This window comes from Novosphingobium barchaimii LL02, assembly GCF_001046635.1.
Lineage (GTDB): Bacteria > Pseudomonadota > Alphaproteobacteria > Sphingomonadales > Sphingomonadaceae > Novosphingobium > Novosphingobium barchaimii.
Genome location: NZ_KQ130452.1, coordinates 1,247,004 through 1,268,106, shown reverse-complemented (window position 1 = coordinate 1,268,106; position 21,103 = coordinate 1,247,004). Strand labels below are relative to the sequence as shown.

Genomic DNA, 21,103 nt, shown 5'->3' with positions numbered 1-21,103 from the left:
GCTGACGCCGGTTCAGTGATGTCCTGACCGGAATTTCAAGGCTCGGCCGCGATTAGATTAGATCGGCGGCGAGCGGGCGGAACAATTCTATCGGGCCCAGAACATGGCCGTCCGGGAGGTAGCTTGCACCACTAAATCCAGTGCTCCGGCGTTCGATGCGCGGGAGATCGTTGATCGTCATAGGCCCATTTCGCGCGGCACCGACAAGGCTTCGAAAGGTCTTCTCCTCGATGCCGATGAAAGTGCCTGAACCTTGATCGAGCCTGAAAGGATCGTTCGGCACGGCAACCACCTTGCCGTATTCGAACTTGAAGGGCAGAACGCCCTCGGGATCAGTCGGAAAATAGCCTCCGACAAACCGCAATCCCTGCAGCGTTGGCAGCAGACATTCCCATATAATGATCTGGAAGCTCAAGTCTTCAGCGACCGTCGTACCTGTCGCGAGCGCGGCGGAGAGAATAGGCTGGCGGATTTTCGCAAGGCTAGGTGCGTAATGTAGGGAGCGGACAGCAGCCGCGAACCCGCCGCTTTCATCAAAAAATGGACGCTCGCCGGGGGTCTGCGGATCCTCTGCCGAAAGGGTCGTGAAGATGGTGGGGCTATGTGTGTGGACTGCCCATCGCATCGCGATGATATAGCCTTTAACGCTCATCGCATTTCCGGACCGATCAAGGACACGTACCCGGTTGAACTGTAACCGCTGCACCCGCCCCACGTATTCCGAGAGCTTGCTGATGGTTAGGCTCGCCCGAGACGAGGAGGAGATCGGGCAATGTCGGATGAAATTGATGCAGGGTCAAACGGCGGTTTGACGTGTGCGTCGCACAGTACAACTGCGCGTTTGACCGTCAGTTTGCCGCCCGGACGTCGGCGCTACGAGCGTTGGCCGGATGACGTACGCGACCGCATTCTGGCTGAGAGCTTTGTGCCAGGAATGACTGTGGCGCAGGTCGCCCGCGATAACGGCGTCGGCCTTGGCCTTTTGCACTATTGGCGTCGGCAAGCGCGAGCAGCAGGAGCCGTCGAGGAATTGCGGTTCGTACCCGTCACGCTGGCTCAGGAGAAGCAACTCGAACCTGGCGGCTTGGAGTTGGTGGTACGAGACGTGACGGTTCGGATCATGGGCGCGGTCGAGATGGACCACCTGCGCGCGGTACTGGCGGCGATCCGGGAATGATCCCGATCGACGGAAGCGTACGGATCTTCGTGGCGACACAGCCGGTCGACTTCAGAGCCGGGATTAACCGATTGATGGGGCTGGTGACGCACGTGCTGGGGCATGATGCCTGCGCGGGCGATGTCTTCGTGTTCCGCAACAAGGGCGCGGATAAGGTGAAGTTGCTCCGTCATGACGGGTCAGGCGCGGTTATGGCGACGAAATGGCTCGACCGAGGAAGGTTTTACTGGCCTGCCGTGCAAGGCGGCACGATGGTCCTGAGCGGACCGCAATGCACGGCATTGCTGTCGGGTCTGGATTGGAAGAAACTGCCCGCACCCGAGGTGCGCAGACCCCTGATTTTTGGCTGATATCTGCGGTTTTCTGTGGCGACGAGGAGTCGGTGTGGTATAGTCAGGCATGCCCGCCCAAGCCGACGATCTCCCTGAAGATATGGAGCAAATGGCGGCTCTGGTGCGTGAACTGCAGGCAGAAAACGCCCAACTGCGCGCACTGCTCAAAGGCATGGCCCACCAGGCCTTCGGCAGCCGTTCAGAACGCGCCAGCGTCATCCTGGGTGATCAAGGTCTCCTTGATCTCGGCGACCTCGTAACCACGCCGGCTACCGCAGCCAACGACGATGGCGACGCCGAAGACAAGCCTGCCGTCGGTCGCCCACGCCGCAAGCGCGGCCTGATGGCACTGCCGGCCCATATCGAGCGCGTGGAGCGCGTGATTGATCCCGACACGCTGGATTGCCCCTGCTGCGCCGGCAAGCTCCACAGGATCGGCGAAGATGCCAGTGAGGCACTCGACTGGGTGCCGGCCATCGTTCGCGTCATCCGCACAGTGCGCCCTCGTTACGCCTGCCGGGAATGCCGGGAGGGCGTCGTTCAAGCGCCGGCGCCGCGCCGCGCGATCCCAGGCTCGATGGTCACTACCTCGACGCTGGCCTGGATGGCGACGGCGCGCTACGCCTGGTCGATCCCGCTCAATCGGCAGTTGCAGATGCTCGCAGGCCAGGGCGTCATCCTCGATCGGGCGTTACCGAGCCGCTGGATGCGTAAGATCGCATGGTGGGTGAAGGCGCTCTATGATCGCCTGCTTGCCTACATCCACAGCCAGTCCCGGATCTTCTGCGATGAGACCCGCATGCCGGTCCTCGAGAAAGGGCGAAGACGAACCCGCACGACACAGTTCTGGGCGCACGCTTGTGATGACGGACCGTGGTCAGGCCCGGCCCATCCGGCAGTGGTGTATATCCATGCTCGCGGACGGCGGCATGCCGAGGCGTTCGAACAACTCGCCCGCTACCAGGGCGTTATCCAGGTCGACGGCTATGGTGCCTACAAGGCGCTTGTGCGCGGTGGTCCGGGCCGAGGCAAGATCACACTCGCCTTCTGTCTTGCCCACGCCCGGCGCAAGTTCGTCGATGCCTTCCGCAAATCGCCATCGCCGGTGGCAGCGGCGATCCTTACCCTGATCGGTGAGGTCTACGCGATCGAGGCGCGTGTGCGCAAAGGCACCGCCGCACAGCGCCTCCAGGCTCGTCTCGCCGAAACCGCCGACGTCATGGCGAAGATCAAGGCGCAGATCGACATCATGCTTCCAGGTCTGTCGCCCAAGTCCGACCTGGCCAAGGCGATGCGCTACACGCTCAACCACTGGAAGGGGCTAACCCTGTTCCTGGAAGACGGCCGGATCGAGGTCGATACCAACACCGTCGAGCGCGGCATGAGAAATGTGGCCCAGGGCCGCAAGTCCAGCCTCTTCGCTGGTAGCGAGGAAGGAGCTCAGACCTGGGCCGTCATGGCATCGCTTCTCCAGACGGCTCGCCTGGGGGGCCTGGATCCCTACACCTGGCTGAATGACGTGCTGGAGCGTATCGTCACGGGCGCTGTGAAGATCAACGAACTGGACATCTTGCTCCCATGGAACTGGCGGCCGGCGGCAGAACCGGTAAAAGCGCTGGCGGCATGAACTTCAAACCTCGCACATCGCAGGGCCGGACCCTCTCGCTCGAACAGCTCGAGATATGGCTCGACGAGCTTGATCCCCCCGTAGCTGGCGTCTCATCGATCGACGGCTTCCTGGCCGCAGTCGCCGCAGGCCCCAGCGTCATTGACCCCGACGTATGGATTAAGAGCATCCTGCGCGAGCACGCTCTCAACGCGCGCTCGGCGCCTGCGCGCCGAACGATCCTCAAGCGGTATAACCGCATCTGCATCGAGCTTGCCGAGAAGCCCGAGGCGTACGCGCCGATCTACATGCGCACCGAGGAAGGCGAGGTACTGCTCGAGGACTTCGCCAACGGGTTCTTCACAGCCATGCATCTCGACATGGAGGCGTGGAAGCCCTTCATCGCCGACCCGCAGTTCGGCTACCCGCTCGCGGCACTGCTTGGCCACAGCACCATTACAGGTGGCCCGTCATGGATCGAACAACTGGGTGATCCGAGCGCCAATCTGGCACTAGTCGATACGTGGCGCATGGTCCCGCAAATCATCTCGCTGATCAATGACCAGTGCGCCTTCGCGCGCATGACGCCAGCAGCCTGATATAAATCCCGCCACCACCAATGCGTGGGACAGGATCAGCGGTTACGTTGAACTGCTTGCGCCAAGTTGCGAATTTCTTCGTCCCGAAACCGACCGCCTCGATCGTGCCTTTCGCCTCCGCAAGCGTCACTTGGCCTGTTGGCTCCACGCAAAAGTAGTCGGGCGCATCTCCTTCGGTGCAGGGATTGCATTCGACTGATACCCCTTGCGCCCAAGTAAGCGCGCCGTGATTACGCACATCATCGATCCGGGCGACGTACCTGATGTCAAGGTGCTCAGCTAGGAACCAGCGACAAAAGGCCTCCCCCAACTCGTTTGAGTTGTTTTGCTTCTTCGTCTTGTTAGCGCCGAGGCCGTTGGGCTGAAACCGAAAAGCGGTACATGACTCCAGATATCGAACGTGCTCAAACTGAGCGGGGTCTGGGTTCGGCGGCGCTTTGTCATAACTTTGCAGATAATAATGGTGGTACAAATCGGCTAGATCGACCGTGATTGCCTCCACAGGACTTCCCGGTTTCTTTGGATCTTCGAGTGAGGTGGGTACGGCCGGAAACTTGTTTAGCGCTACTCTTACCGACTTCTTCATGCATCCCCCCATCGCGTTGGCCTTTCAGCTTCGAACAGTACCATCAGGCGCATTGCGCTATTGTGGGTTTGCATTTCCTATTGCAACAGTGAAGAATGTGCTTCGCCCTGATGCATCGTTTATGGCCAGTGGCAGGTTTCAAGATCAGGCTGGCTAGTTATGAAGGTTTGGGGTGGGGCGCATCGCTGCCAAACGGCTTTACGCTGGGACAACAGCTGGGTTGATTGGAAGTCGCCATTCAAAGCCCGTCCGGCGAACGACGCAATTCGATCGACACCTGCCGGAATAGCAGACCGTCAGCAGCTGGGGATCAAAAATTGGCTGCTGAGAGTCCGCAAAGGGTCGCCTCTTCCCACCATGTATTTATGGCAGCACCCTCATGGTTCGGAAATATCGAGTGAGAACTCCGAACGCCACCACGCCCGGTTTTCCGCAGTGTTTGTGGCTCTGTTTCCTGGCCTCTCCAGCGACGGATTCGAGATAACCGAGACAGCCTGGGGTAGTCTTGAAAGCCACCTCAACTGCTCCTGCAGATCATCCCAAGAAATCGCATGCCTCTCGTCATTCATTTCCCACCGCAACGTGGCTTGCATATTTTCATTTGCCGCCGAAATGCCAACCAGACCGTGGCACAGGCCATTCCGAACATTGAGCGGCATTTGCAGTTGGCTGCGTAACGCCGTGGCGAGTAGCGGCCCCAATGAATTTGCCGGTTGAGATTGGATGACCGAGCTTTCCCAGGTTCGGAATGCCGCAGCAATGCCATGCGCCCTTGGCGGAAGGTGCCCATGGCCGCGAACGACTTCGTGGCGCACAGCCTTCTCGACCGAGGCCCAAACCAGCAATAGCGATCCCAACGCCCCGCTGATCCTCTCGTAAGATATGTCCAACGCAGCCCCCGCCGATCTTATCAACCCGACATATCTCCGGCAACGAATGATGTCACCTGAGGGCTGTTTGCCAAAGCCATGGGATTGTTGCCCTTCGTCAATCACGGTTTCCTGACGGCACGGAAAGGGAAAGCGGCAGTTCCGCTCCTAGGGAGTAGAAATTGGCAGCTGAACGGCCGGGAAGGGTCGCTTGCTGCCTGTCCACTTTCGAAGGTCCAAGTGGCAAAGCGGCCTTCGCGACTACCCCTTCCATAGATGCCAAACAGGGTAGCAATTCAAAATGGCACGTCTATTCCATCAGCCCAGTCGCCGAAACCAGTGGGCTTGGGAAGTGCCTCTTCCGGCATCGGTATCGTGGTGGTGGCGAACTGGTCGAGTACTTCAGCGCGGTCCATAAAAATGATGTGCCGACGGCTTTCCCGATCTAGTTCTTCGATTATAAAGTGTCGTGATGGTTGCGTTATCGTGCCTCCAGCAATGAGATAGACGTGATCTGCGAGAACTTTCTTATTGGTCTCAGGATCGTGAATCGGATGCTTCAAAGGTAGATCTTGAGCATAGTAGAAGGGTGGTACGCTGGGCGCCCTGTATGTGCCGGGGTCGCGCTGGCAAACCCAACTGCCACCAGATCCAGTTCGTCAATAAACGCCTCGACAACTCGCACCGGGTTATCGCCAGCTACATAATCATCCAATGATGCCGGCAGCAAAAAGTCTTGCCTGCGGTTCTGTTCTTCTACGAAACGGCCCATTGAGAAGCCTCCCGAATTACAGACAAACTCTACCACAGGATGACGTTTTTACACAGCCTCGGTCGTGATCGGTTCTTAGGGTCGCCCATCGTGATCACGATACCTTGTGGGCTGCATCGGAGCGTCGAGGTCCGAAGAGCGCCCCTTGGACTGGGCGGCGGTTTCAGGCGACAGACTCATTGCCTGCTGCTTCAGGCCGCTGGTACGTTTTACCGCGGCGTTGACTTCCGGCGATCGCCGATCTGGCGGAATGGCTTCCCAAACCTGAAGGTATGACGTCACCAGCGCCTGCTGCTTTTTCATCGCCTTCTGATCGAGCGCCATCTGGACCTGCTTGGCGCTTAGTGCTGTCCGCTCTGCTGCCAGTTTTGTGCTATCTTCTGCCAGCTTCGCTTTCATGGCAGCGACCATACGCTCCGCTTTGGTTTTTGCCGCCGCGACCATCTCGCGGGTCTTCGCCAAAGCCATGGCGGCCGATCGAGCGGCGGCGCGCACCCAAGAAGCCCATCGCGCTCGATAAGCTTCACGTTCGCCCCTGTTCATGGCCGCTTCATTCATCCAGATGCCGCGCTCACCATCGTCTGGCCGCAGTTCCAAGGTGTTGTCGTCCAGTGCCCGGTCAACGAGAGCAAGCTGGCGCGACGCGATTTCCGCATCAGACCGCGCTGCTGCGGTAGCAGCTTGTGCCGCGCGTTCTTCGGCAATGGCTTTATCGCGTTTGCGTTGTGCTTCTTCTATCTCATCATTCGCCAGTCTGACCGCGAGCGATGCTGCCTTTGCTTCCTCGCGCGCGCGATCCGCTTTCAGTGCCATTGCATCGGCGTCAGCTTGGGCCTGGTCGCGCATCGCTTGGGCTAATTGCTCACTCTGTTTTCTGGCAGCATCCACCAGCTGCTCTTTTTCTGCCTCCGCCTGTTTTCGGATCATATCAGCCTCTTCTCGGGCCGCATCACCGATCCGAGCAGCTTCGGCGATACTATCGGCGATCATGTCGCCACCGATCTGACGGGCATTTTCGAGCCCTTTAACAAGGCCAGCGGCTTTATCGGCCAGACCATGCTCTTGGTCGGCAAGGCGGCCCTCGATTTCCGCTCGATCCTGCGCGGCAATTTCCCGATCCGCTGCCGCGATCTTGCGATCTGTGGCAGCAGCATAAGCTTCTGGTGAACTCCAATCCGGTTCCGGGGCAGCCTTTGCCTGGCCACGGATTGCCTGAAACCCCCGCTCGCGCAAGAATTGCGCGAACGCATCCTGCAAGGCGCGCCCTTGCTGTCGGAGGATATCCTTGTCTTCCTTAATCGGACCGAGTTGCTCTTTTGCCATCAGCTTCAAATGTCTGGACAGGCTGATCGCCATTTTCTCCGTGTGCTTGGTCTTCTTGATATAGCGCGGCGCCAAAAACAGATCGGCGTTGGTCAGTGATTTCTCATCGCGGTCCATGCGCGCGGCAAACACGGCGTCCCCGCCGAAAAGACGCTGAGCGAAGTCGACCGCAAGCTTCAGAGCGGCTTCGGCGTCGGCTGTGGTTTCCACTGGCACACTTTCAGGGAATTTGACCAAAAGGTGTAGCGCCTTGCCTTTGCCGGCTGGAATGAACGCGCCATCGACATGGGAGGCATACAACACACGGTACGCCAGCGGATCCTCGCTCACCCCAGTCGGTAACCACGTCAAGGGAGGTGCCTCACGTACGCGTCGTGCTTGCGACCGTTCATCGCCGCGCCGAGCGTGCCTTTCCGCTATTTCAAGCTCAAGAAGCGTTTGGCGGCTAATGCGGGCCATGGAGTAGAGAGACACGGGTAAAACTCTTTTTCGAAGGTACGGAGAAAAAGATAACCCGCTATTCTTTTTTTCACACCCCCAAGGTGACGAAAAAAAAGGCGGGCCGGGCAAGCCCGGATAAATCGCGCCTCCGGCGCGAGCTCGCAGGGACTGATGATCGTTGGCCTGACGGCCTCGATCGCCCCTCCTCGCGAAGATGGTGAACGCAAGGGCGCTCACCGTAAGAAATCGCACGAGCCTTTGAAGCTGTCGGCCGTGAAGAAATGGAAGGTCGGCAGCCTGATCCGGACCCTGCTCGTCCGGTGATCCTCCTGCCAAGAAGGCTTTACCTCGATGCTCACCTACTACCCCAGCGGTTCGACGTTCGATCCATCTGTGCGCGTGCTCGCGCTTCCGGCCCACGCGATTGGCGATATTGGCGAAGTCCATGCCGGCGACGGTCTGCCCGCTGGCGCGTTTGACGTCCCGTCTGCAAACCTCATCATGGCTGCTACTCCATGCGATGGGCCGCTTTTTTTGCCCGCCATCGGCCAGGCAAGTCGAAGGACTGGCCGGGACATCATGTTGGTCCGTACGGGACTCTTTCCCGAAACCTTATCTGCCGTCTCTGTCGACGTGGCATTCGCCCAGGCCGCGAGCCCGATGATAATCCCTAACTTGGCGTTCATGCGTCACGTCGATCAAAGCCTGTGGCTCGTGCCGCCGCTCCATGGGCCATTCATCGAAATTCGAACAGACGGACTGAGGCTCACAACTACTGCGCCGTTTTCAGACTGGGACCAGCGATGCGATGGTACCAGCCGCGCCGCGTCGGAAATTGTACGGATCGTCGCCCGCGGGAGGTCTTGCTGATGGCTGCTCGCGCAAAGCCCGGACGCATCGTGGCAAAGCAGGCATTGGTTCCGGTCACCGCGAAAGCAATCGTGACCGATCCCGGCGATCCCCTGACCTGGCTTTACACCAATCCTCAGGGCAGCAGCCAGACTGGCCTGGTCTTCGGGGTTCTCAGGCGAAACTATGGCGATCGGCTGAATAGCGCCGCCGAGTTTGGTCGCCGCAAGATGCAGCCGATCGTGCCCGATGGTGATCCGCTGTCCTCGCCTTGGCGCACCACCGCAGAGCGCATTGATGTTGTCCTTCCGTCGGGTACCGATGATGGCCTTGCCGATGCGGAGTCGATCCTGACTGGCATGGATGAACATGCTCTCGCGCATGAGAAGGCGTTGCTGGTCTATCTTACTCTGCCTTTCCAAGATGACGACCGGCTGCACGAAGGGTGGGAGCGATGCCGCGATTTTGCCCGTCAGATTGCGCGGGAGCGTGGCCTTGCCACGGTTCTGATTCTCCATTCGCCGGGTGCCGTGGGCGCGCCACACCCGCCGCATTGCCACCTGCTGGTGGTTCCGAGGACGACCCGCCTCGGTCTCCGGTTCGGTGTCTATGATGACGAATTGACCTGCGATCAGGGGCAGGCGGTCATTGAGGCCATGTGGCGACGACACATCGCGAGCGATCCCGCGTAAGCATCATGTGCCCTACAGTGGACACCATCAACCCCGGGCATGGCTTCGACCATGTCCGGGTTTTTTGTGAATCACGCGGCTGCGGCGGGGCCGCTGCCGGTTGGAATGGAAGGGAGGTGAAAAGTCGATCCCCATGGTGGGGATGAAACTGAAGGAAGACCAGAATGAACACCGCCGCTACCGCCATCGATATCGCTCGCCGTCACGTCGAGGCCGTCAGCAAGCTGCTGCTTGGAAACAAGAAGATCGACAGCCGTCTCTCTATCGTCGCCGCCGACCCGCTGACGGCGACCACTGCCACCAACATCGCCTTGATGGCGAAGGAGGCCGACGCGGACATCATCTGCCTGGAGTTCGATTTTACTGTCACTGAGCCAGAATTGCTCTGCATCACACTGGTCGCGGCCCGTGATGAGGGAGTGTACATTCACAGCGGCTGTCGTCTGTCTATGGCGCCTGGCAGTCGCCTAGCACGTTTGCTGCCCCGGGAAGGTGGGCGTGGCCACTTCCAGATCCTGCCGAACGAGATCGTGCAGCGCGACAGCAAGCCGGCGGGTTTGCTCAATGGCATCGATCGTGCGGCATCCCGCTTGCGTGAGTTGGTTCGCAGTGGGGTGGATGTAACCGATCAGGTCTCCGTCCACCTGGTGGCGGCAGAATAGTGGCGCTCAGGCAGCCATCAGCTGCGGCCAATGGCATATATATTGCCGCCGGATTAGGCGGGGGAGCTTTCAGCTTCCCCGTGAAAATATGGTGGGCGGGCTATTATTCTGCACGCCCTTGGCGGCTCTTGGCCGGTTGAGCGATGCGAACCGCTGGCGGAGGCAGTTGCATGGGAGCCGGCAAGAGATGTGCAGTCACTGACGGCAACTGCTCGACAACAGCCTTAAGCTCCGCGAGCGGCCCGGCGTCGCTGTACCGCTCCTCGTTGATGTTGGTCCCTGCGTGCCCCATCACATCTCGCCTGAATTCGCTGAAGACTTTCTGCGTCTTGAGGTCCGTAGAGAAGCGATGCCGCATGCCATGTACGGTGGCGTCCCCTGTCAGGTCGGCACGGCCTTTCAAGTGCGCCCAGACATTCTTGAAATAGACATCTCCGAAGCCCTGCACCGCGTTCGTTGGTCGTAGCTCCGGAAACAGAACGTTGTAACCGCGTTCGCCACATTCATGAACGAAGTCCAGAAAGCCTAGCCGGATCAACTCGCCGTGGAGCGGGACGGGGCGCACAGAGTGGTCATTCTTGAGTCGTCCGGTGTCCGTGAAGTCGATCCAGATAAAGGCGATGCCATTTTCAATCTTGATGTCGGAGGGGCGAAGCTTGCACAATTCCTCCCGCCGAGCGCCAGTGTAATGGAGGAGAAGCGGGCACCAATAGAATGCGTCATGCACGATTGTGTCGCCGGCCGTGAAGCGGGCGCTCAAGACCTTCTGGCCGGTCCCACCTGGGTGGGGCTGGCAACCGGTGAAAACAGGCAGCGCGAACAACTTCCCGACGTCGTCCGCTGGCGTTGCTGGGCGCAGGCTACGGGCTCGCTTGGCCTTTGAAACCGGAATGAACAAGTCATCAAACTTGATCGCCGGTATCGTCATGCCAGTCTTGCTGGCCCAGCGATGAAGACCCTTGAGGCTGGAGATGTGACGGTTCCGGGTGCGCGCCGAAAGGTGCTGCGACTTATCCTTTTGGAGGCTGTCGTCAGCCTCGAAATCCGCAATTCTCTGTAGGAGTGCGGCCCTGCTCTTGTCCGATCCCATGTCATAGCGCGAGGGCAGATACGCGACTTTGCGCTTGAAAGACGCAAAGTCAGCTTGCGTGTAGGCTTCGAACGGTTTCTGGCCGACTAACAGTTCGAACAGGGCGGCGCTGCTGCGCGCCTGCCGGGCGGACTTCATGTCCCAAATTTCCTCGACGACAAGGTCGGTGATGGCTTGCTCGACAAAGTCGGACAGCGCCGGGCCTGACGTCACCTCAGTGGCTGCCGTATTCAACGTTACCGGTGGCGCACAGGTTTCAGCGGGATGCTGGACATCCTCAATTGGCGCGACTGCTTCCTGAAGCACGATCTCGGCTTCGATGTGCGCATCGCGATAATGAGGGTAGACCGCGAGTTCCAGCATCCAGCGGAGCCGGTCGGTCGGCTCGTAGCCGCGTAGCCGCAATTCCCGGTCAAGAGCCTGAGGTTGCAGCTGCGTGATGCCTTTCTCTTCGCGCAACCGGATGATTGCGCGAAGGTCGGCGAGCCGCTGCTCATCCCATTTCAGTTCGTTCGCAAGCCGGAGTTCCTCGCCAGGAAGCAGCGACATGTGCCCGCCGAGGCTGGTCAGACGTTGGTAATAATCGATGAAAGCGAGGTTCGCTGCGCTATGCAATTCAGCGTCACCAGGCGCCGCGCGTTGCTGCGAGCAGAGGTCGGTGAGCAATTCATCGTAGAGACTGCGGGCCATAGCCTGCAGTTCGGTCTCTGCTGGCACGGCCCCCACCGTGCGGATCTTCTCGTTCAACATGGTAAGCACACCCCCGGTCGCCCCGGCCAGCGCGGCTCCCCTGTTCCGCGCCTTCGACCGATCCGACGTTCTCAAGGATATCCTGATATCGAGAGGTCTGCCACCGGAAATGCGGTGGACCCGGCGCCACCAGAAAATGTGACCGCGTCGATATACGTGCTGGAGAGATGCCATGCTCAGCCTTCCGGCCAGCTTGTTGGCACACTCAGGTGCACAATTTTGGCTGGCCATTTGAGTTAGGCCAGCAAATTCAGGCATTTAAGGGAAAACTGGCTGGGGCGGCAGGATTCGAACCTGCGAATGCCGGTACCAAAAACCGGTGCCTTACCACTTGGCGACGCCCCAACGGATAGGCAGCGCGCGGCGCGGCCTCTCGGGAAGAGGCGCGCTTAGCGACTTATCCCGGCGGTGAAAAGGTCTTTCGACCGTACTTTTTCAGCGCCGGGACGGATTTTCCTCAGGTGTTCAATACTGCGTCGATATCAGCGGCGCTGTGGCGCTCAGGGACGAGGCCGTCGCCCTTGCGGTTGACGATGCGGCCGCGCCGTACCGCCTCGCGAGCGCCGAGTTCCTCGCCCCAGCGCATCAGGTTGCCGAAACTTGCCACGTCGAGGAAGGTCGCAGCATCGCCATAGGCATCGCCGCGGATGAAGCCGCCGAACCAGCCGTAGGCGGCAATATCGGCGATCGTGTATTCATTGCCGGCGAGATAGCGCGTTTCAGCCAACCGTTTGTCGGCGACGTCCATGATGCGCTTGGCCTCCATGGCAAAGCGGTTGATCGGATATTCGTACTTTTCCGGCGCGTAAGCGTAGAAATGGCCGAACCCGCCGCCGAGCATGGGCGCGGAGCCCATCTGCCACATCAGCCACGACATGCATTCGCTGCGCTCGGGGCCGCTGGCGGGGAGGAAGGCGCCGAACTTTTCGGCCAGATGAAACAGGATGGCGCCCGATTCGAACACGCGTATCGGCTTTTCGCCAGAACAGTCGAGCAGGGCTGGGATCTTGGAGTTCGGGTTGACCGAGATGAAGCCGGACGAGAACTGGTCGCCTTCGCCGATGTTGATGAGCCAGGCGTCGTACTCTGCGCCGGTGTGGCCTGCCGCGATGAGCTCCTCAAGCATGATCGTCACCTTCTGGCCATTGGGCGTGCCCAGCGAATAGAGCTGCATCGGGTGATCCCCGCGTGGCAGGTCCTTGTCGTGGGTGGCACCGGAGACAGGGCGGTTGATGTTGGCGAACTGGCCGCCGTTGGCCTTGTCCCAGGTCCAGACTTTAGGCGGAGTATACGTGAGATCGGCCATGTGGGGAGGCTCCTGAAGGGAGGGGAATTTGCCGCCCTCAGGTAGGTTCACCGATTGCCGCCGACAAGGCCGGTTCCGAGAACTTCGCTGTCACTCGCGGCGCCGCCCGGACATGGTCCGGTGCGACGCCGCCAATTGACGTCAGCCTACTTTGCGGATCCAGCCGTGGGTATCGGGTGCTTCGCCGCGCTGGATGGCGACGAGGCGGTTCTTGAGCTTGCCGGTCAGCTGCCCGGGACCGCCGCTGCCAATGGTAAATTCGCCGTCCGTGCCCGAAACCTTGCCGACCGCTGTGACGACAGCCGCAGTGCCGCAGGCGAAAGTTTCGACAAGCTTGCCCGAAGTGGCGTCTGCGCGCCACTGGTCGAGGCTGTAGCGGCCTTCCTTGACGGTCAGACCTTCTTCGCGCGCCAGCGTCAGCAGGCTGTCGCGGGTGATGCCGGGCAGGATCGTGCCGGTCAGTTCGGGGGTGAGCAGGGTACCGTCTTCGAACACGAAGTAGAGGTTCATGCCGCCAAGTTCCTCGATCCACTTGTGCTCGGCGGCATCGAGGAAGACGACCTGATCGTGGCCGCGTGCGATGGCCTCGGCCTGGGGCACCAGGCTGGCGGCGTAATTGCCGCCGCACTTGGCCGCGCCCGTGCCGCCCGGAGCAGCGCGGGTGTAATCCGAAACCCAGATCGACACCGCCGGCGCGCCCGACTTGAAATAGTTGCCGGCGGGGCTGGCGATGACAATAAACTTGTACTGCTTGGCCGGGCGCACACCGAGGAAAGCCTCGGTGGCGATCATGAACGGGCGCAGGTACAGCGAACTGCCTTCGCCCTCCGGGATCCAGGCGCGGTCCAGAGCGACGAGCTTTTCGATGGCTTCGACGAACAGTGCCTCGGGCAGTTCGGGCATGGCGAGACGCTCTGCAGAGCGGTTGAAACGCGCCGCGTTAGCCTCGGGGCGGAACAGCGAGATAGAGCCGTCCGCCTGCTTGTATGCCTTGAGGCCTTCGAAGATTTCCTGCGCATAATGCAGAACGGCGGCCGCAGGATCGAGCGCGATGGGCTGGCGTGGGCCGATTACCGCGTCATGCCAGCCTTGGCCCTCGGTCCAGTCGATCGTCACCATGTGGTCGGTGAAATTGGTACCGAAGCCCGGGTTCGCCAACACGGCACCGCGCGCTTCGGCGCTGGTCGGGGCAGGGTGGGCAAGGGTGGTGAACGACAGGCCGGTATCGGCGAGACTCGCCATCGAACGAACTTCCTCTAGCTGAAACTCAGGCCGCGCCGTTGAACGAAAATTTCGCAGATCGCAACCAAAAAGCAACATTGCTTCTCGTGCCTATAGTCTTAGCACGAAGCTTCGGGGAGGCAAATTGAGGGGATGCAACGCTTTTCTACCCCCGGAGAAACGAAGACCCAAATGAGAAGGGCCGCACCAGAAAATCCGGTACGGCCCTTCGCATGGTCAGCGGCCGGGAAGTGCCGCCAGCGAAGCCTTTATCGCTATACAGGAATTAGCGATAATGCCTCGCGACGGGAATTGCCGACCTCTCTGCTGAACCATGAGACATCGGATCACCTCCTTTCGCGCTGTTGAGCCATTTGCCGCACTTAAGCGGCGAGGACTTCGGTTGCTCTCGGGCGCGTTTCCCGGGGCCCGTCGTCCTGAGGAATTTGTGGCCCATTCCGCATCGCACAACAAGTCTTGCAATGATTTTTTTTGCGGTCATTATCGACGCTTCGGGCCGGTTTTCCCCAGCATTGCGGCGACTTTCAAGAGCGCTTCTGGGGTCTCATGGATGCGGCCGAAAACCCCCGGAAACTGGCGAACCAGCGTACTGAAACGGGCGCAGAGGGAGATTTTCCCCTCAACAGTAGCAAGCACGCCCGGCCCTATTTCAAAAATGGTGCCAGAGGAGCGGGCGCTAAGGTCGCTCGCAGTCCCGAACCAGTTACGGGAGTCCCGGGGCGGATGTCAGCGGCAATCCTCGATCACCCGCGTCACTTCGGTCCAGCTCGGTATATAGAGCGTGGTTTCCCCCGGAGCCGCGATGGCGAAGCGGCCTCGGCTGAATGCCATCGAATCAAGCACCTTGTCACGGGCCGGTAGCGCGATCTCGATTCCGGCAGAGGTGATGCGTCCGGTGAAGGCGCGGCTGCCATCCGACGTTGTGACCGTCATCGAAACCGGGGTGCTGCGCGGCGTGGCCGCGCGGGTGAGCGTGATCGTGCCTGCCTGGGGTGCGCATCGCAGCGTGAACACTCCGCCGAAGCTGGCCACCGATCCGCCGGCAGTGGCTCCGTAGCTCCAGTCTCCGGGTGTCATCGGGGCGTCGCGCCAGTCCGACGCGGGCGGGGCGGCGGGCGCGGACGGGCGGGGGCGGGGCGCCGGGGCAGGTGCCGGGCTTCGCGGCGCGGTGGGCGAAACCGGCGGCGGGGGTACGCACCCGGAGAGCAGCATCGCCGCGATGGACGAGGTGAGTGCTGCCAGCGGTAGGGAGCGGGAAACGATGGCGCGGCTGCGCGGATTTGCCTTCATCCCCTTGGTATGGAATGGGGCGGGCTCCTTCTCAAGTGCGCACTGTCCCATGACCGACCCATCAAAGCCCCGTTCTGTCGAAAAGTCCCGAGCCCCGGGACCTGCCAAAGCGGCAAAAGTGCGCGTCGACCAGTTACTGGTCGATCGTGGACTCGCCGAAAGCCGCACTCGCGCCCAAGCGCTGGTACTCGCTGGCCTGGTGTTTTCGGGTGAGACCAAGATCGCGAAGTCGGGGCAGAACCTGAAGGACGATGCGCCGCTGGAGGTGCGCGGTCGCGATCATCCCTGGGTCTCGCGGGGGGGGATCAAGCTGGCCCATGCGATCGACCATTTCGAACTCGATCCGGGCGGCGCGGTGGCGATGGACATCGGCAGTTCGACAGGCGGATTCACCGACGTGCTGCTGAGCCATGGCGCGGTGCGGGTCTTCGCGGTGGATTCGGGCACGAACCAGCTAGCCTGGAAATTGCGGAACGATTCGCGCGTCACCGTGCTGGAACAGACAAGTGCGCGTATCCTCACGCCCGCCGAGATCGACGCGCCATGCGATTGGGTGGTGTGCGATGCCAGTTTCATCGGCCTTGCCAAAGTGTTGGACGTGCCACTGCGCCTGGCGGCGCCGCATTGCCGGCTCGTAGCGCTTATCAAGCCGCAGTTCGAGGTCGGGCGCGGCGAAGTGGGAAAGGGCGGCGTCGTGCGCGACCCCGCCTTGCACGAACGCGTCTGCGGCGAAATACGAGACTGGCTGGAAGGCGCAGGCTGGACGATTCAGGGGATCGTCGAAAGCCCGATCAAGGGGCCGGAAGGAAATATCGAGTTTCTCGTTTCGGCACAGCGGGGACAGTAGGCCACGCTAACGATTGCGCCCAGGCCTGCGCCGTTCCACAAACCGCGCAGATCACAGCTGAAACCTTCGATTCGGAGAATTGCACGCCAATGAACCTGCTCGCCTCGTCAGGCCAGTTGCGTGCCAGTTTCATGCGTTGGCTGCTCGTATGCGTTCCTGTCATCGTATTGCTGGGCTTTTTGTCCGGCACGCTGTCGCAAAGCGGCCCGGACAATCCGTGGTTCGCCGAACTGGTGAAGCCGGCCGGTTATCCGCCGCCGATCACATTTGCGGTCGTCTGGACGCTGCTCTACCTTATGATGGGCACCGCGCTCGCGCTGGTTCTGGCGGCGCGCGGCGCACGTGGACGCGCAGCCGCCGGGGCGGCGTTTGCGGTGCAGTTCGCGCTTAACCTCGCGTGGTCGCCGATATTCTTCGGTGCCCACCGGATGACGGCGGCGCTGGTGGTGATCCTGCTGATGCTGGGCGCGGCGGCCGTGACCACAGTCCTGTTCGCGCGGGTTCGGCCACTCGCGGGGGCGCTGCTGGTGCCTTACCTGCTGTGGCTGGTCTTTGCGACCTACCTCAATTTCGCGTTCCTACAAGAGAACCCGGGCCTTGACGGCGTACAGCGTTCGGGCGCGGCTGCGCGTTTCGACATTTAACCCTCTTGCGCGGTGCGCGCGCCCGTACCATTTAGGCGCCATGCAAAGCGAAAACCCCTTCGTCGCCGATTTCGTGAAGATGATGAACAGCGCTGCCGGCACGCTCGCGGGCGTCGGCCGCGAAGCGCGCGACGGTGCGCGTGAGCGGTTCAAGGAACTCATGGGCGACATGGACTTTGTCAGCCGTGAGGAATTCGACGCGGTCAAGGAACTGGCGGCCACCGCCCGCGCCGAAACGGAAAACTTGAAGGCCCGCATCGACGCGCTTGAAGCCAAGCTCGGCAATTCCTGACCTGAACTGAACTGTTTCAAGCAGACTGGCCGCTTGCTCATCGAGGGCTGAGCGGCCACAGCATGGGCGATGCATTTTCGCGCGCCCGCTATCGTCTGCGCCGCCCTGCCGCACGGCGAGAACGGCGTCATCGCGCGGCTGCTGACCGAGCGGCACGGCCTTGTCGCGGCCTATGTCGCAGGGGGCAGGGGGCGGCAGCTGCGCCCGGTGCTGATCCCCGGGAACACGGTGGACGCCGAAGTGCGCTCGAAGTCGGAAAGCCAGCTGCCCTTCGCCCGCATCGAACTGGAACAGAGCCGCGCGCCCTGGCTGAGCGAGCCGCTGCCTGCCGCCGCGATCGGCTGGGTCACTGCGCTGAGCGCCACGGCACTGCCCGACCATCAGCCTTTTCCTGTCCTCTACGGTGCGCTGGAGGGGCTGCTCGAGGCGATCTGCGTCGCGCCGTCGGCGCGCGGCTGGGCGCTGGCGCTGGTGCGATACGAGGTGCTTCTGCTGCGCGAGCTCGGCTACGGCACCCCCATATCGCGTCCGCCGGATGACGATTGGCCGGCACTTCTGGACACATTCGACCGAATGGCGCGCGAATTGGCCCGCTATCCGCTTGCTGATCGCCGCAGAGACGTTATGGCGGCGCGCGTCCAGCTGCGTGAGCGGCTAGGGCGGATCGACACCTAGAAGCAGAGCGGAAAAACACCCATGCGCATCGCGGTTTTTGCTGGAGACGGAATCGGCCCGGAGGTTACCGAGCAGGCCCTGCGCGTGCTCGAAAAGCTCGAACTGCCTGGTCTCGAACTCGTCGAGGGCGACGTGGGCGGCGCGGCTTACCGCAAGCACGGCCATCCGCTTCCCGCGCAAACTCTGGATATCGCGCGTTCTGCCGATGCTATCCTGTTCGGTGCCGTGGGCGATTTCACGCTCGACCATCTGGAACGCGCGCTGCGCCCCGAGCAGGCGGTTCTTGGCCTGCGCAAGGAACTCGGCCTGTTCGCGAACTTGCGCCCTGCGCAGGTGTTCGCTGGCCTTGAGGACCTCAGCACGTTGCGCCCGGAAGTTTCGGGCAAGATCGACCTGCTGATCGTGCGCGAACTCACCGGCGACGTTTACTTCGGCGAGAAGGGTACCCGCACGCTGGAAGACGGCCGCCGCCAGGGCTGGGACATGATGTCCTACGCCGAGGACGAAGTGCGCCGCATCGCCCATGTCGGCTTCAAGGCCGCTCAGGGACGTTCCAAGAAGCTGTGCTCGGTCGACAAGGCCAACGTGCTGGAAACCTCACAGCTCTGGCGCGATGTGGTGATCGAGGTTTCGGCTGAATACCCCGACGTCGAACTGAGCCACATGTACGTCGACAACGCGGCTATGCAGCTGGTGAAGAACCCGGGCGCCTTCGACGTGATCGTCACCGGCAACCTGTTCGGCGACATTCTTTCCGACCAGGCAAGCATGTGCGTTGGGTCGATCGGCCTGCTGGCTTCGGCCAGCCTGGCGGAAGGCACTTACGGCCTTTACGAGCCGATCCACGGCTCAGCCCCGGACATCGCCGGTAAGGGCCTGGCCAATCCGATGGCGACGATTCTCTCGGCGGCCATGCTGCTGCGTCACTCCTTCGGTCTTGAAGAGCCGGCGGCGCGTATCGAGGCGGCGGTTGCGGCCGCGCTGGCGGCGGGTGTCAAGGGCGGCGACCTTGGCGGCAATGCCGGCACGAAGGAAATCGGTGACGCGGTGCTCGCGCACCTCTAAAGAGGCCGTCTTCGGAGTGGGTCGGTGCGGTAGAATGCGCAGTCCGCCCACTCTGGAACGGGTTCTAAAAGCGATAAGGGTTTCTTGACCTTGATTACCTACAACCGGGGCGCATGAACATTACGAGTTCCGAATTTACCCAGGCCGCGGATGCCGGCGAGCGCTATGTCAAGCCGCTCGAACTGGCCGTGGTCCTGCCGACCTATAACGAGCGCAAGAACGTTGCGACGATGATCGCACGCCTTGAAAAGGCGCTTGCGGGCATCGCGTGGGAAGTGATCTTCGTTGACGACAACAGCCCCGATGGCACCTCCGACGAGGCCCGCCGTCTGTCGCTGATCAATCCGCGCGTGCGCTGCATCCAGCGCATAGGCCGGCGCGGCCTTGCCAGCGCCGCGATCGAGGGGATGTGCTCCACTTCCGCGCCGATCGTTGCGGTGATGGACGCCGACCACCAGCACGATCCGGAGCTGCTGCCGGGCATGTTGCGCGCGGTCGCCTCGGGCGAATTCGACATCGCCTATGCCTCGCGCTTCGCCGAAGGCGCCAGCACCGAGGCCTGGGGCCGTCCCGACCGCGTCAAGGCTTCGGGCCTGGCCAACCGGATCGCCAACAAGGTGACCGGGGTGGAACTGACCGATCCGATGAGCGGCTTCTTCATGCTGCGCACGCAGACCCTTCGCGCCGACGCCCACCGCCTTTCCGGCGTGGGCTTCAAGATCCTTCTCGATATCCTGGCGACGGTCGACACCCCGCTTCGGGTCAAGGAATTCCCCCTGAACTTCGCCGCCCGCGCGGAAGGCGAGAGCAAGCTGGACCAGACCGTAGTGTTCGAATTCCTCGTAGGTCTTTACGACAAGTGGCTGGGCCGCATCATCCCGACCCGCTTCGCGCTGTTCGGCACGGTGGGCGCCCTGGGCGTGCTGGTGCAGCTGGGCGCACTGTGGATCATGCTCCACCTCGTGTTCGCCGAGCGCTTCGTTTACGGCAACTGGTCGGAAAGCACGACGTTCAATATCGCCAATACCTTGGCGGCGGTCGTGGCGATGAGCTTCAACTTCGTGCTCAACAACGAGCTGACCTATTCCGACAAGCGCCTGCGCGGTTTCGGTCCGGTGATGCGCGGCTGGGCGCAGTTCGCGGTGACCTGCTCGCTGGGTCTGCTGACGAACATCGGCGCGGCCGCGGTGCTCAAGACCATCGGCGTGCATGACGTGCTGGCGGTGATCACCGGCATCGTGCTGGGTTCGGTGTGGAATTTCGCGCTGTCGTCCAAATTCGTCTGGGGCAAATACTGAACCTGCCCGCTGCCGTCCCGCGCGTGCAGGTCGTCCTGCTGGCGCTGACGGCTGCGGGGGCGCTGCTTAGCCTGGTCGATACGCCGTACCCGGACCTTGCACCGCTTCAGAACCTGCCGACACTCGCCATCGTGGCGGGCATTGGCCTTTCGCTGCGGCGCTGGCCCATGCCGACCAGCGCCGTCGTGTGCGCCTGCCTTTTCCTGTGGCTGCACACGCTGGGCGGGCGCTACATCTATTCCTTCGTCCCTTACGAGGACTGGGCGCGTTCGCTTGGCCTGCCATCGCCCGCTAGGGTGCTGGGGCTTTCCCGTAATTCGTGGGACCGGCTGGTCCATCTCAGCTTCGGACTGTGCTGGGTGCATCCGATCTCTGCGTGGCTGACGCGGCACAAGCGGCTGTCGGCCCGGCTCGCCACCTATATCGCCGTGGAGTTCGTGCTGGCCGGCAGCGCGCTCTACGAGATATTCGAGTGGCTGCTGACCATCTTCATGGCTGGGCCGAATGCGGCGGCTTACAACGGACAGCAGGGCGACCCTTGGGACGCGCAGAAGGACATGGCGATGGCGGGATTGGGCGCGGTTCTTGCCGCATTGGCGCTGCGCCTGCGCGGATGGCGAGCCACGTCCCGCTAACGATCCGAGAGCCTATGTCGGGCGATAGACCGCAGGTCGGAAGGACGGCGGCAATCGACCG

General features: G+C 61.7%; 24 protein-coding genes, 1 tRNA gene and 1 pseudogene. 15 read left to right on the top strand and 11 right to left on the bottom strand.

What is annotated here, in order from left to right; translation table 11 throughout:
- Positions 1-52 precede the first annotated feature (52 nt).
- On the bottom strand, positions 53-652 hold the full coding sequence (locus V474_RS06195; protein ID WP_059150577.1) for a hypothetical protein: 600 nt from the start codon (positions 650-652) through the stop codon (positions 53-55).
- Positions 653-772: 120 nt separating this feature from the next.
- On the opposite strand from V474_RS06195, the gene V474_RS24810 reads away from it, so the two are divergent.
- From V474_RS24810 to V474_RS06175, 4 genes are read left to right on the top strand one after another with little or no spacing between them, the layout of a single operon-like run.
- The gene (locus V474_RS24810) at positions 773-1,177 is read left to right on the top strand and encodes a transposase (RefSeq protein WP_082058011.1); all 405 of its coding nucleotides are present in this window, start codon (positions 773-775) and stop codon (positions 1,175-1,177) included.
- Positions 1,174-1,527, top strand: a complete 354-nt coding sequence (gene tnpB, locus V474_RS06185) for an IS66 family insertion sequence element accessory protein TnpB (protein WP_043980823.1) — start codon at positions 1,174-1,176, stop codon at positions 1,525-1,527. The genes V474_RS24810 and tnpB overlap by 4 nt, the downstream gene beginning before the upstream one ends.
- A 49-nt stretch (positions 1,528-1,576) precedes the next feature.
- Positions 1,577-3,136, top strand: a complete 1,560-nt coding sequence (gene tnpC / locus V474_RS06180; RefSeq protein WP_059150576.1) for an IS66 family transposase — start codon at positions 1,577-1,579, stop codon at positions 3,134-3,136.
- Positions 3,133-3,714 (top strand): UPF0149 family protein, encoded by a 582-nt coding sequence (locus V474_RS06175; protein ID WP_059150816.1) that lies wholly within the window; start codon positions 3,133-3,135, stop codon positions 3,712-3,714. The genes tnpC and V474_RS06175 overlap by 4 nt, the downstream gene beginning before the upstream one ends.
- Here V474_RS06175 and V474_RS06170 read toward each other — a convergent pair.
- From V474_RS06170 to V474_RS06165, 5 genes and pseudogenes are all read right to left on the bottom strand, one after another.
- Positions 3,671-4,300 (bottom strand): hypothetical protein, encoded by a 630-nt coding sequence (locus V474_RS06170; protein WP_148649286.1) that lies wholly within the window; start codon positions 4,298-4,300, stop codon positions 3,671-3,673. The two genes, V474_RS06175 and V474_RS06170, sit on opposite strands and share 44 nt — an antisense overlap.
- Before the next feature lie 377 nt (positions 4,301-4,677).
- Complete coding sequence (locus tag V474_RS25485; RefSeq protein ID WP_148649285.1) at positions 4,678-5,295, bottom strand: hypothetical protein; 618 nt, start codon at positions 5,293-5,295, stop codon at positions 4,678-4,680.
- Positions 5,296-5,465: 170 nt separating this feature from the next.
- The gene (locus V474_RS25480; RefSeq protein ID WP_148649284.1) at positions 5,466-5,732 is read right to left on the bottom strand and encodes a hypothetical protein; all 267 of its coding nucleotides are present in this window, start codon (positions 5,730-5,732) and stop codon (positions 5,466-5,468) included.
- Positions 5,732-5,941 (bottom strand): annotated as a pseudogene (locus V474_RS25475) (transposase); the annotation flags it as partial. The gene V474_RS25480 and the pseudogene V474_RS25475, both read right to left, overlap by 1 nt.
- A 75-nt stretch (positions 5,942-6,016) precedes the next feature.
- A complete protein-coding gene (locus tag V474_RS06165) occupies positions 6,017-7,594 on the bottom strand; it encodes a coiled-coil domain-containing protein (RefSeq protein WP_059150574.1) in 1,578 nt (525 codons plus the stop codon).
- 282 nt (positions 7,595-7,876) lie between these two features.
- Between V474_RS06165 and V474_RS26090 the strand changes: the two genes are divergently transcribed.
- The 4 genes from V474_RS26090 to V474_RS06150 all read left to right on the top strand — a co-directional run bounded on the left by V474_RS26090 (position 7,877) and on the right by V474_RS06150 (position 9,908).
- Positions 7,877-8,029, top strand: coding sequence for a hypothetical protein (locus V474_RS26090; protein ID WP_169795010.1), 153 nt, complete (start codon positions 7,877-7,879; stop codon positions 8,027-8,029).
- A 27-nt stretch (positions 8,030-8,056) separates the two neighbouring features.
- Positions 8,057-8,575: a hypothetical protein gene (locus V474_RS06160; RefSeq protein ID WP_059150573.1), complete on the top strand. Its 519-nt coding sequence runs from the start codon at positions 8,057-8,059 to the stop codon at positions 8,573-8,575.
- Positions 8,575-9,246, top strand: coding sequence for a hypothetical protein (locus tag V474_RS06155; protein ID WP_059150572.1), 672 nt, complete (start codon positions 8,575-8,577; stop codon positions 9,244-9,246). Before V474_RS06160 ends, V474_RS06155 begins: the two co-directional genes overlap by 1 nt.
- A 164-nt stretch (positions 9,247-9,410) precedes the next feature.
- The gene (locus V474_RS06150) at positions 9,411-9,908 is read left to right on the top strand and encodes a hypothetical protein (RefSeq protein ID WP_059150571.1); all 498 of its coding nucleotides are present in this window, start codon (positions 9,411-9,413) and stop codon (positions 9,906-9,908) included.
- 103 nt (positions 9,909-10,011) lie between these two features.
- On the opposite strand, the gene V474_RS06145 is transcribed toward V474_RS06150, so the two are convergent.
- The 5 genes from V474_RS06145 to V474_RS06125 form a co-directional block, all read right to left on the bottom strand.
- A complete protein-coding gene (locus V474_RS06145) occupies positions 10,012-11,748 on the bottom strand; it encodes a tyrosine-type recombinase/integrase (protein WP_169795009.1) in 1,737 nt (578 codons plus the stop codon).
- Between the two features lie 270 nt (positions 11,749-12,018).
- Positions 12,019-12,093, bottom strand: a tRNA-Gln gene (locus V474_RS06140).
- 112 nt (positions 12,094-12,205) lie between these two features.
- On the bottom strand, positions 12,206-13,054 hold the full coding sequence (gene yghU, locus V474_RS06135) for a glutathione-dependent disulfide-bond oxidoreductase (protein ID WP_059150569.1): 849 nt from the start codon (positions 13,052-13,054) through the stop codon (positions 12,206-12,208).
- 141 nt (positions 13,055-13,195) lie between these two features.
- The gene (locus tag V474_RS06130; RefSeq protein WP_059150568.1) at positions 13,196-14,296 is read right to left on the bottom strand and encodes a branched-chain amino acid aminotransferase; all 1,101 of its coding nucleotides are present in this window, start codon (positions 14,294-14,296) and stop codon (positions 13,196-13,198) included.
- 726 nt (positions 14,297-15,022) lie between these two features.
- A complete protein-coding gene (locus V474_RS06125) occupies positions 15,023-15,586 on the bottom strand; it encodes a hypothetical protein (protein ID WP_059150567.1) in 564 nt (187 codons plus the stop codon).
- A gap of 49 nt (positions 15,587-15,635) precedes the next feature.
- Here V474_RS06125 and V474_RS06120 point away from each other — a divergent pair, with 49 nt between their 5' ends.
- From V474_RS06120 to V474_RS06090, 7 genes are all read left to right on the top strand, one after another.
- Positions 15,636-16,433: a TlyA family RNA methyltransferase gene (locus V474_RS06120; RefSeq protein WP_059150566.1), complete on the top strand. Its 798-nt coding sequence runs from the start codon at positions 15,636-15,638 to the stop codon at positions 16,431-16,433.
- An 89-nt stretch (positions 16,434-16,522) separates the two neighbouring features.
- On the top strand, positions 16,523-17,077 hold the full coding sequence (locus tag V474_RS06115) for a TspO/MBR family protein (RefSeq protein WP_059150565.1): 555 nt from the start codon (positions 16,523-16,525) through the stop codon (positions 17,075-17,077).
- A 40-nt stretch (positions 17,078-17,117) separates the two neighbouring features.
- Entirely contained in the window at positions 17,118-17,369 is a 252-nt protein-coding gene (locus V474_RS06110) for an accessory factor UbiK family protein (protein ID WP_059150564.1), read from the top strand.
- Positions 17,370-17,438: 69 nt separating this feature from the next.
- The gene (gene recO, locus V474_RS06105) at positions 17,439-18,044 is read left to right on the top strand and encodes a DNA repair protein RecO (RefSeq protein WP_059150563.1); all 606 of its coding nucleotides are present in this window, start codon (positions 17,439-17,441) and stop codon (positions 18,042-18,044) included.
- Between the two features lie 21 nt (positions 18,045-18,065).
- Positions 18,066-19,109, top strand: coding sequence for a 3-isopropylmalate dehydrogenase (gene leuB, locus V474_RS06100; RefSeq protein ID WP_059150562.1), 1,044 nt, complete (start codon positions 18,066-18,068; stop codon positions 19,107-19,109).
- A 113-nt stretch (positions 19,110-19,222) separates the two neighbouring features.
- Positions 19,223-20,407 carry a glycosyltransferase gene (locus V474_RS06095; RefSeq protein WP_059150561.1) on the top strand — a complete coding sequence of 395 codons (1,185 nt, stop codon included), beginning with the start codon at positions 19,223-19,225 and terminating at the stop codon, positions 20,405-20,407.
- Complete coding sequence (locus V474_RS06090; protein ID WP_236710725.1) at positions 20,362-21,042, top strand: DUF2238 domain-containing protein; 681 nt, start codon at positions 20,362-20,364, stop codon at positions 21,040-21,042. The genes V474_RS06095 and V474_RS06090 overlap by 46 nt, the downstream gene beginning before the upstream one ends.
- Positions 21,043-21,103 lie beyond the last annotated feature (61 nt).

Coding starts and splice junctions, on each gene's coding strand:
- V474_RS06150 (WP_059150571.1), top strand. CDS start 9,411: ATGAACACCGCCGCTACCGCCATCGATATCGCTCGCCGTCACGTCGAG.
- V474_RS06130 (WP_059150568.1), bottom strand. CDS start 14,296: ATGGCGAGTCTCGCCGATACCGGCCTGTCGTTCACCACCCTTGCCCAC.
- V474_RS06195 (WP_059150577.1), bottom strand. CDS start 652: ATGAGCGTTAAAGGCTATATCATCGCGATGCGATGGGCAGTCCACACA.
- yghU (WP_059150569.1), bottom strand. CDS start 13,054: ATGGCCGATCTCACGTATACTCCGCCTAAAGTCTGGACCTGGGACAAG.
- V474_RS06175 (WP_059150816.1), top strand. CDS start 3,133: ATGAACTTCAAACCTCGCACATCGCAGGGCCGGACCCTCTCGCTCGAA.
- V474_RS06155 (WP_059150572.1), top strand. CDS start 8,575: ATGGCTGCTCGCGCAAAGCCCGGACGCATCGTGGCAAAGCAGGCATTG.
- recO (WP_059150563.1), top strand. CDS start 17,439: ATGCATTTTCGCGCGCCCGCTATCGTCTGCGCCGCCCTGCCGCACGGC.
- V474_RS06120 (WP_059150566.1), top strand. CDS start 15,636: ATGACCGACCCATCAAAGCCCCGTTCTGTCGAAAAGTCCCGAGCCCCG.
- V474_RS06160 (WP_059150573.1), top strand. CDS start 8,057: ATGCTCACCTACTACCCCAGCGGTTCGACGTTCGATCCATCTGTGCGC.
- V474_RS06145 (WP_169795009.1), bottom strand. CDS start 11,748: ATGTTGAACGAGAAGATCCGCACGGTGGGGGCCGTGCCAGCAGAGACC.
- V474_RS24810 (WP_082058011.1), top strand. CDS start 773: ATGTCGGATGAAATTGATGCAGGGTCAAACGGCGGTTTGACGTGTGCG.
- V474_RS06095 (WP_059150561.1), top strand. CDS start 19,223: ATGAACATTACGAGTTCCGAATTTACCCAGGCCGCGGATGCCGGCGAG.
- leuB (WP_059150562.1), top strand. CDS start 18,066: ATGCGCATCGCGGTTTTTGCTGGAGACGGAATCGGCCCGGAGGTTACC.
- tnpC (WP_059150576.1), top strand. CDS start 1,577: ATGCCCGCCCAAGCCGACGATCTCCCTGAAGATATGGAGCAAATGGCG.
- V474_RS26090 (WP_169795010.1), top strand. CDS start 7,877: ATGATCGTTGGCCTGACGGCCTCGATCGCCCCTCCTCGCGAAGATGGT.
- V474_RS06115 (WP_059150565.1), top strand. CDS start 16,523: ATGAACCTGCTCGCCTCGTCAGGCCAGTTGCGTGCCAGTTTCATGCGT.
- tnpB (WP_043980823.1), top strand. CDS start 1,174: ATGATCCCGATCGACGGAAGCGTACGGATCTTCGTGGCGACACAGCCG.
- V474_RS06125 (WP_059150567.1), bottom strand. CDS start 15,586: ATGAAGGCAAATCCGCGCAGCCGCGCCATCGTTTCCCGCTCCCTACCG.
- V474_RS06110 (WP_059150564.1), top strand. CDS start 17,118: ATGCAAAGCGAAAACCCCTTCGTCGCCGATTTCGTGAAGATGATGAAC.
- V474_RS06170 (WP_148649286.1), bottom strand. CDS start 4,300: ATGAAGAAGTCGGTAAGAGTAGCGCTAAACAAGTTTCCGGCCGTACCC.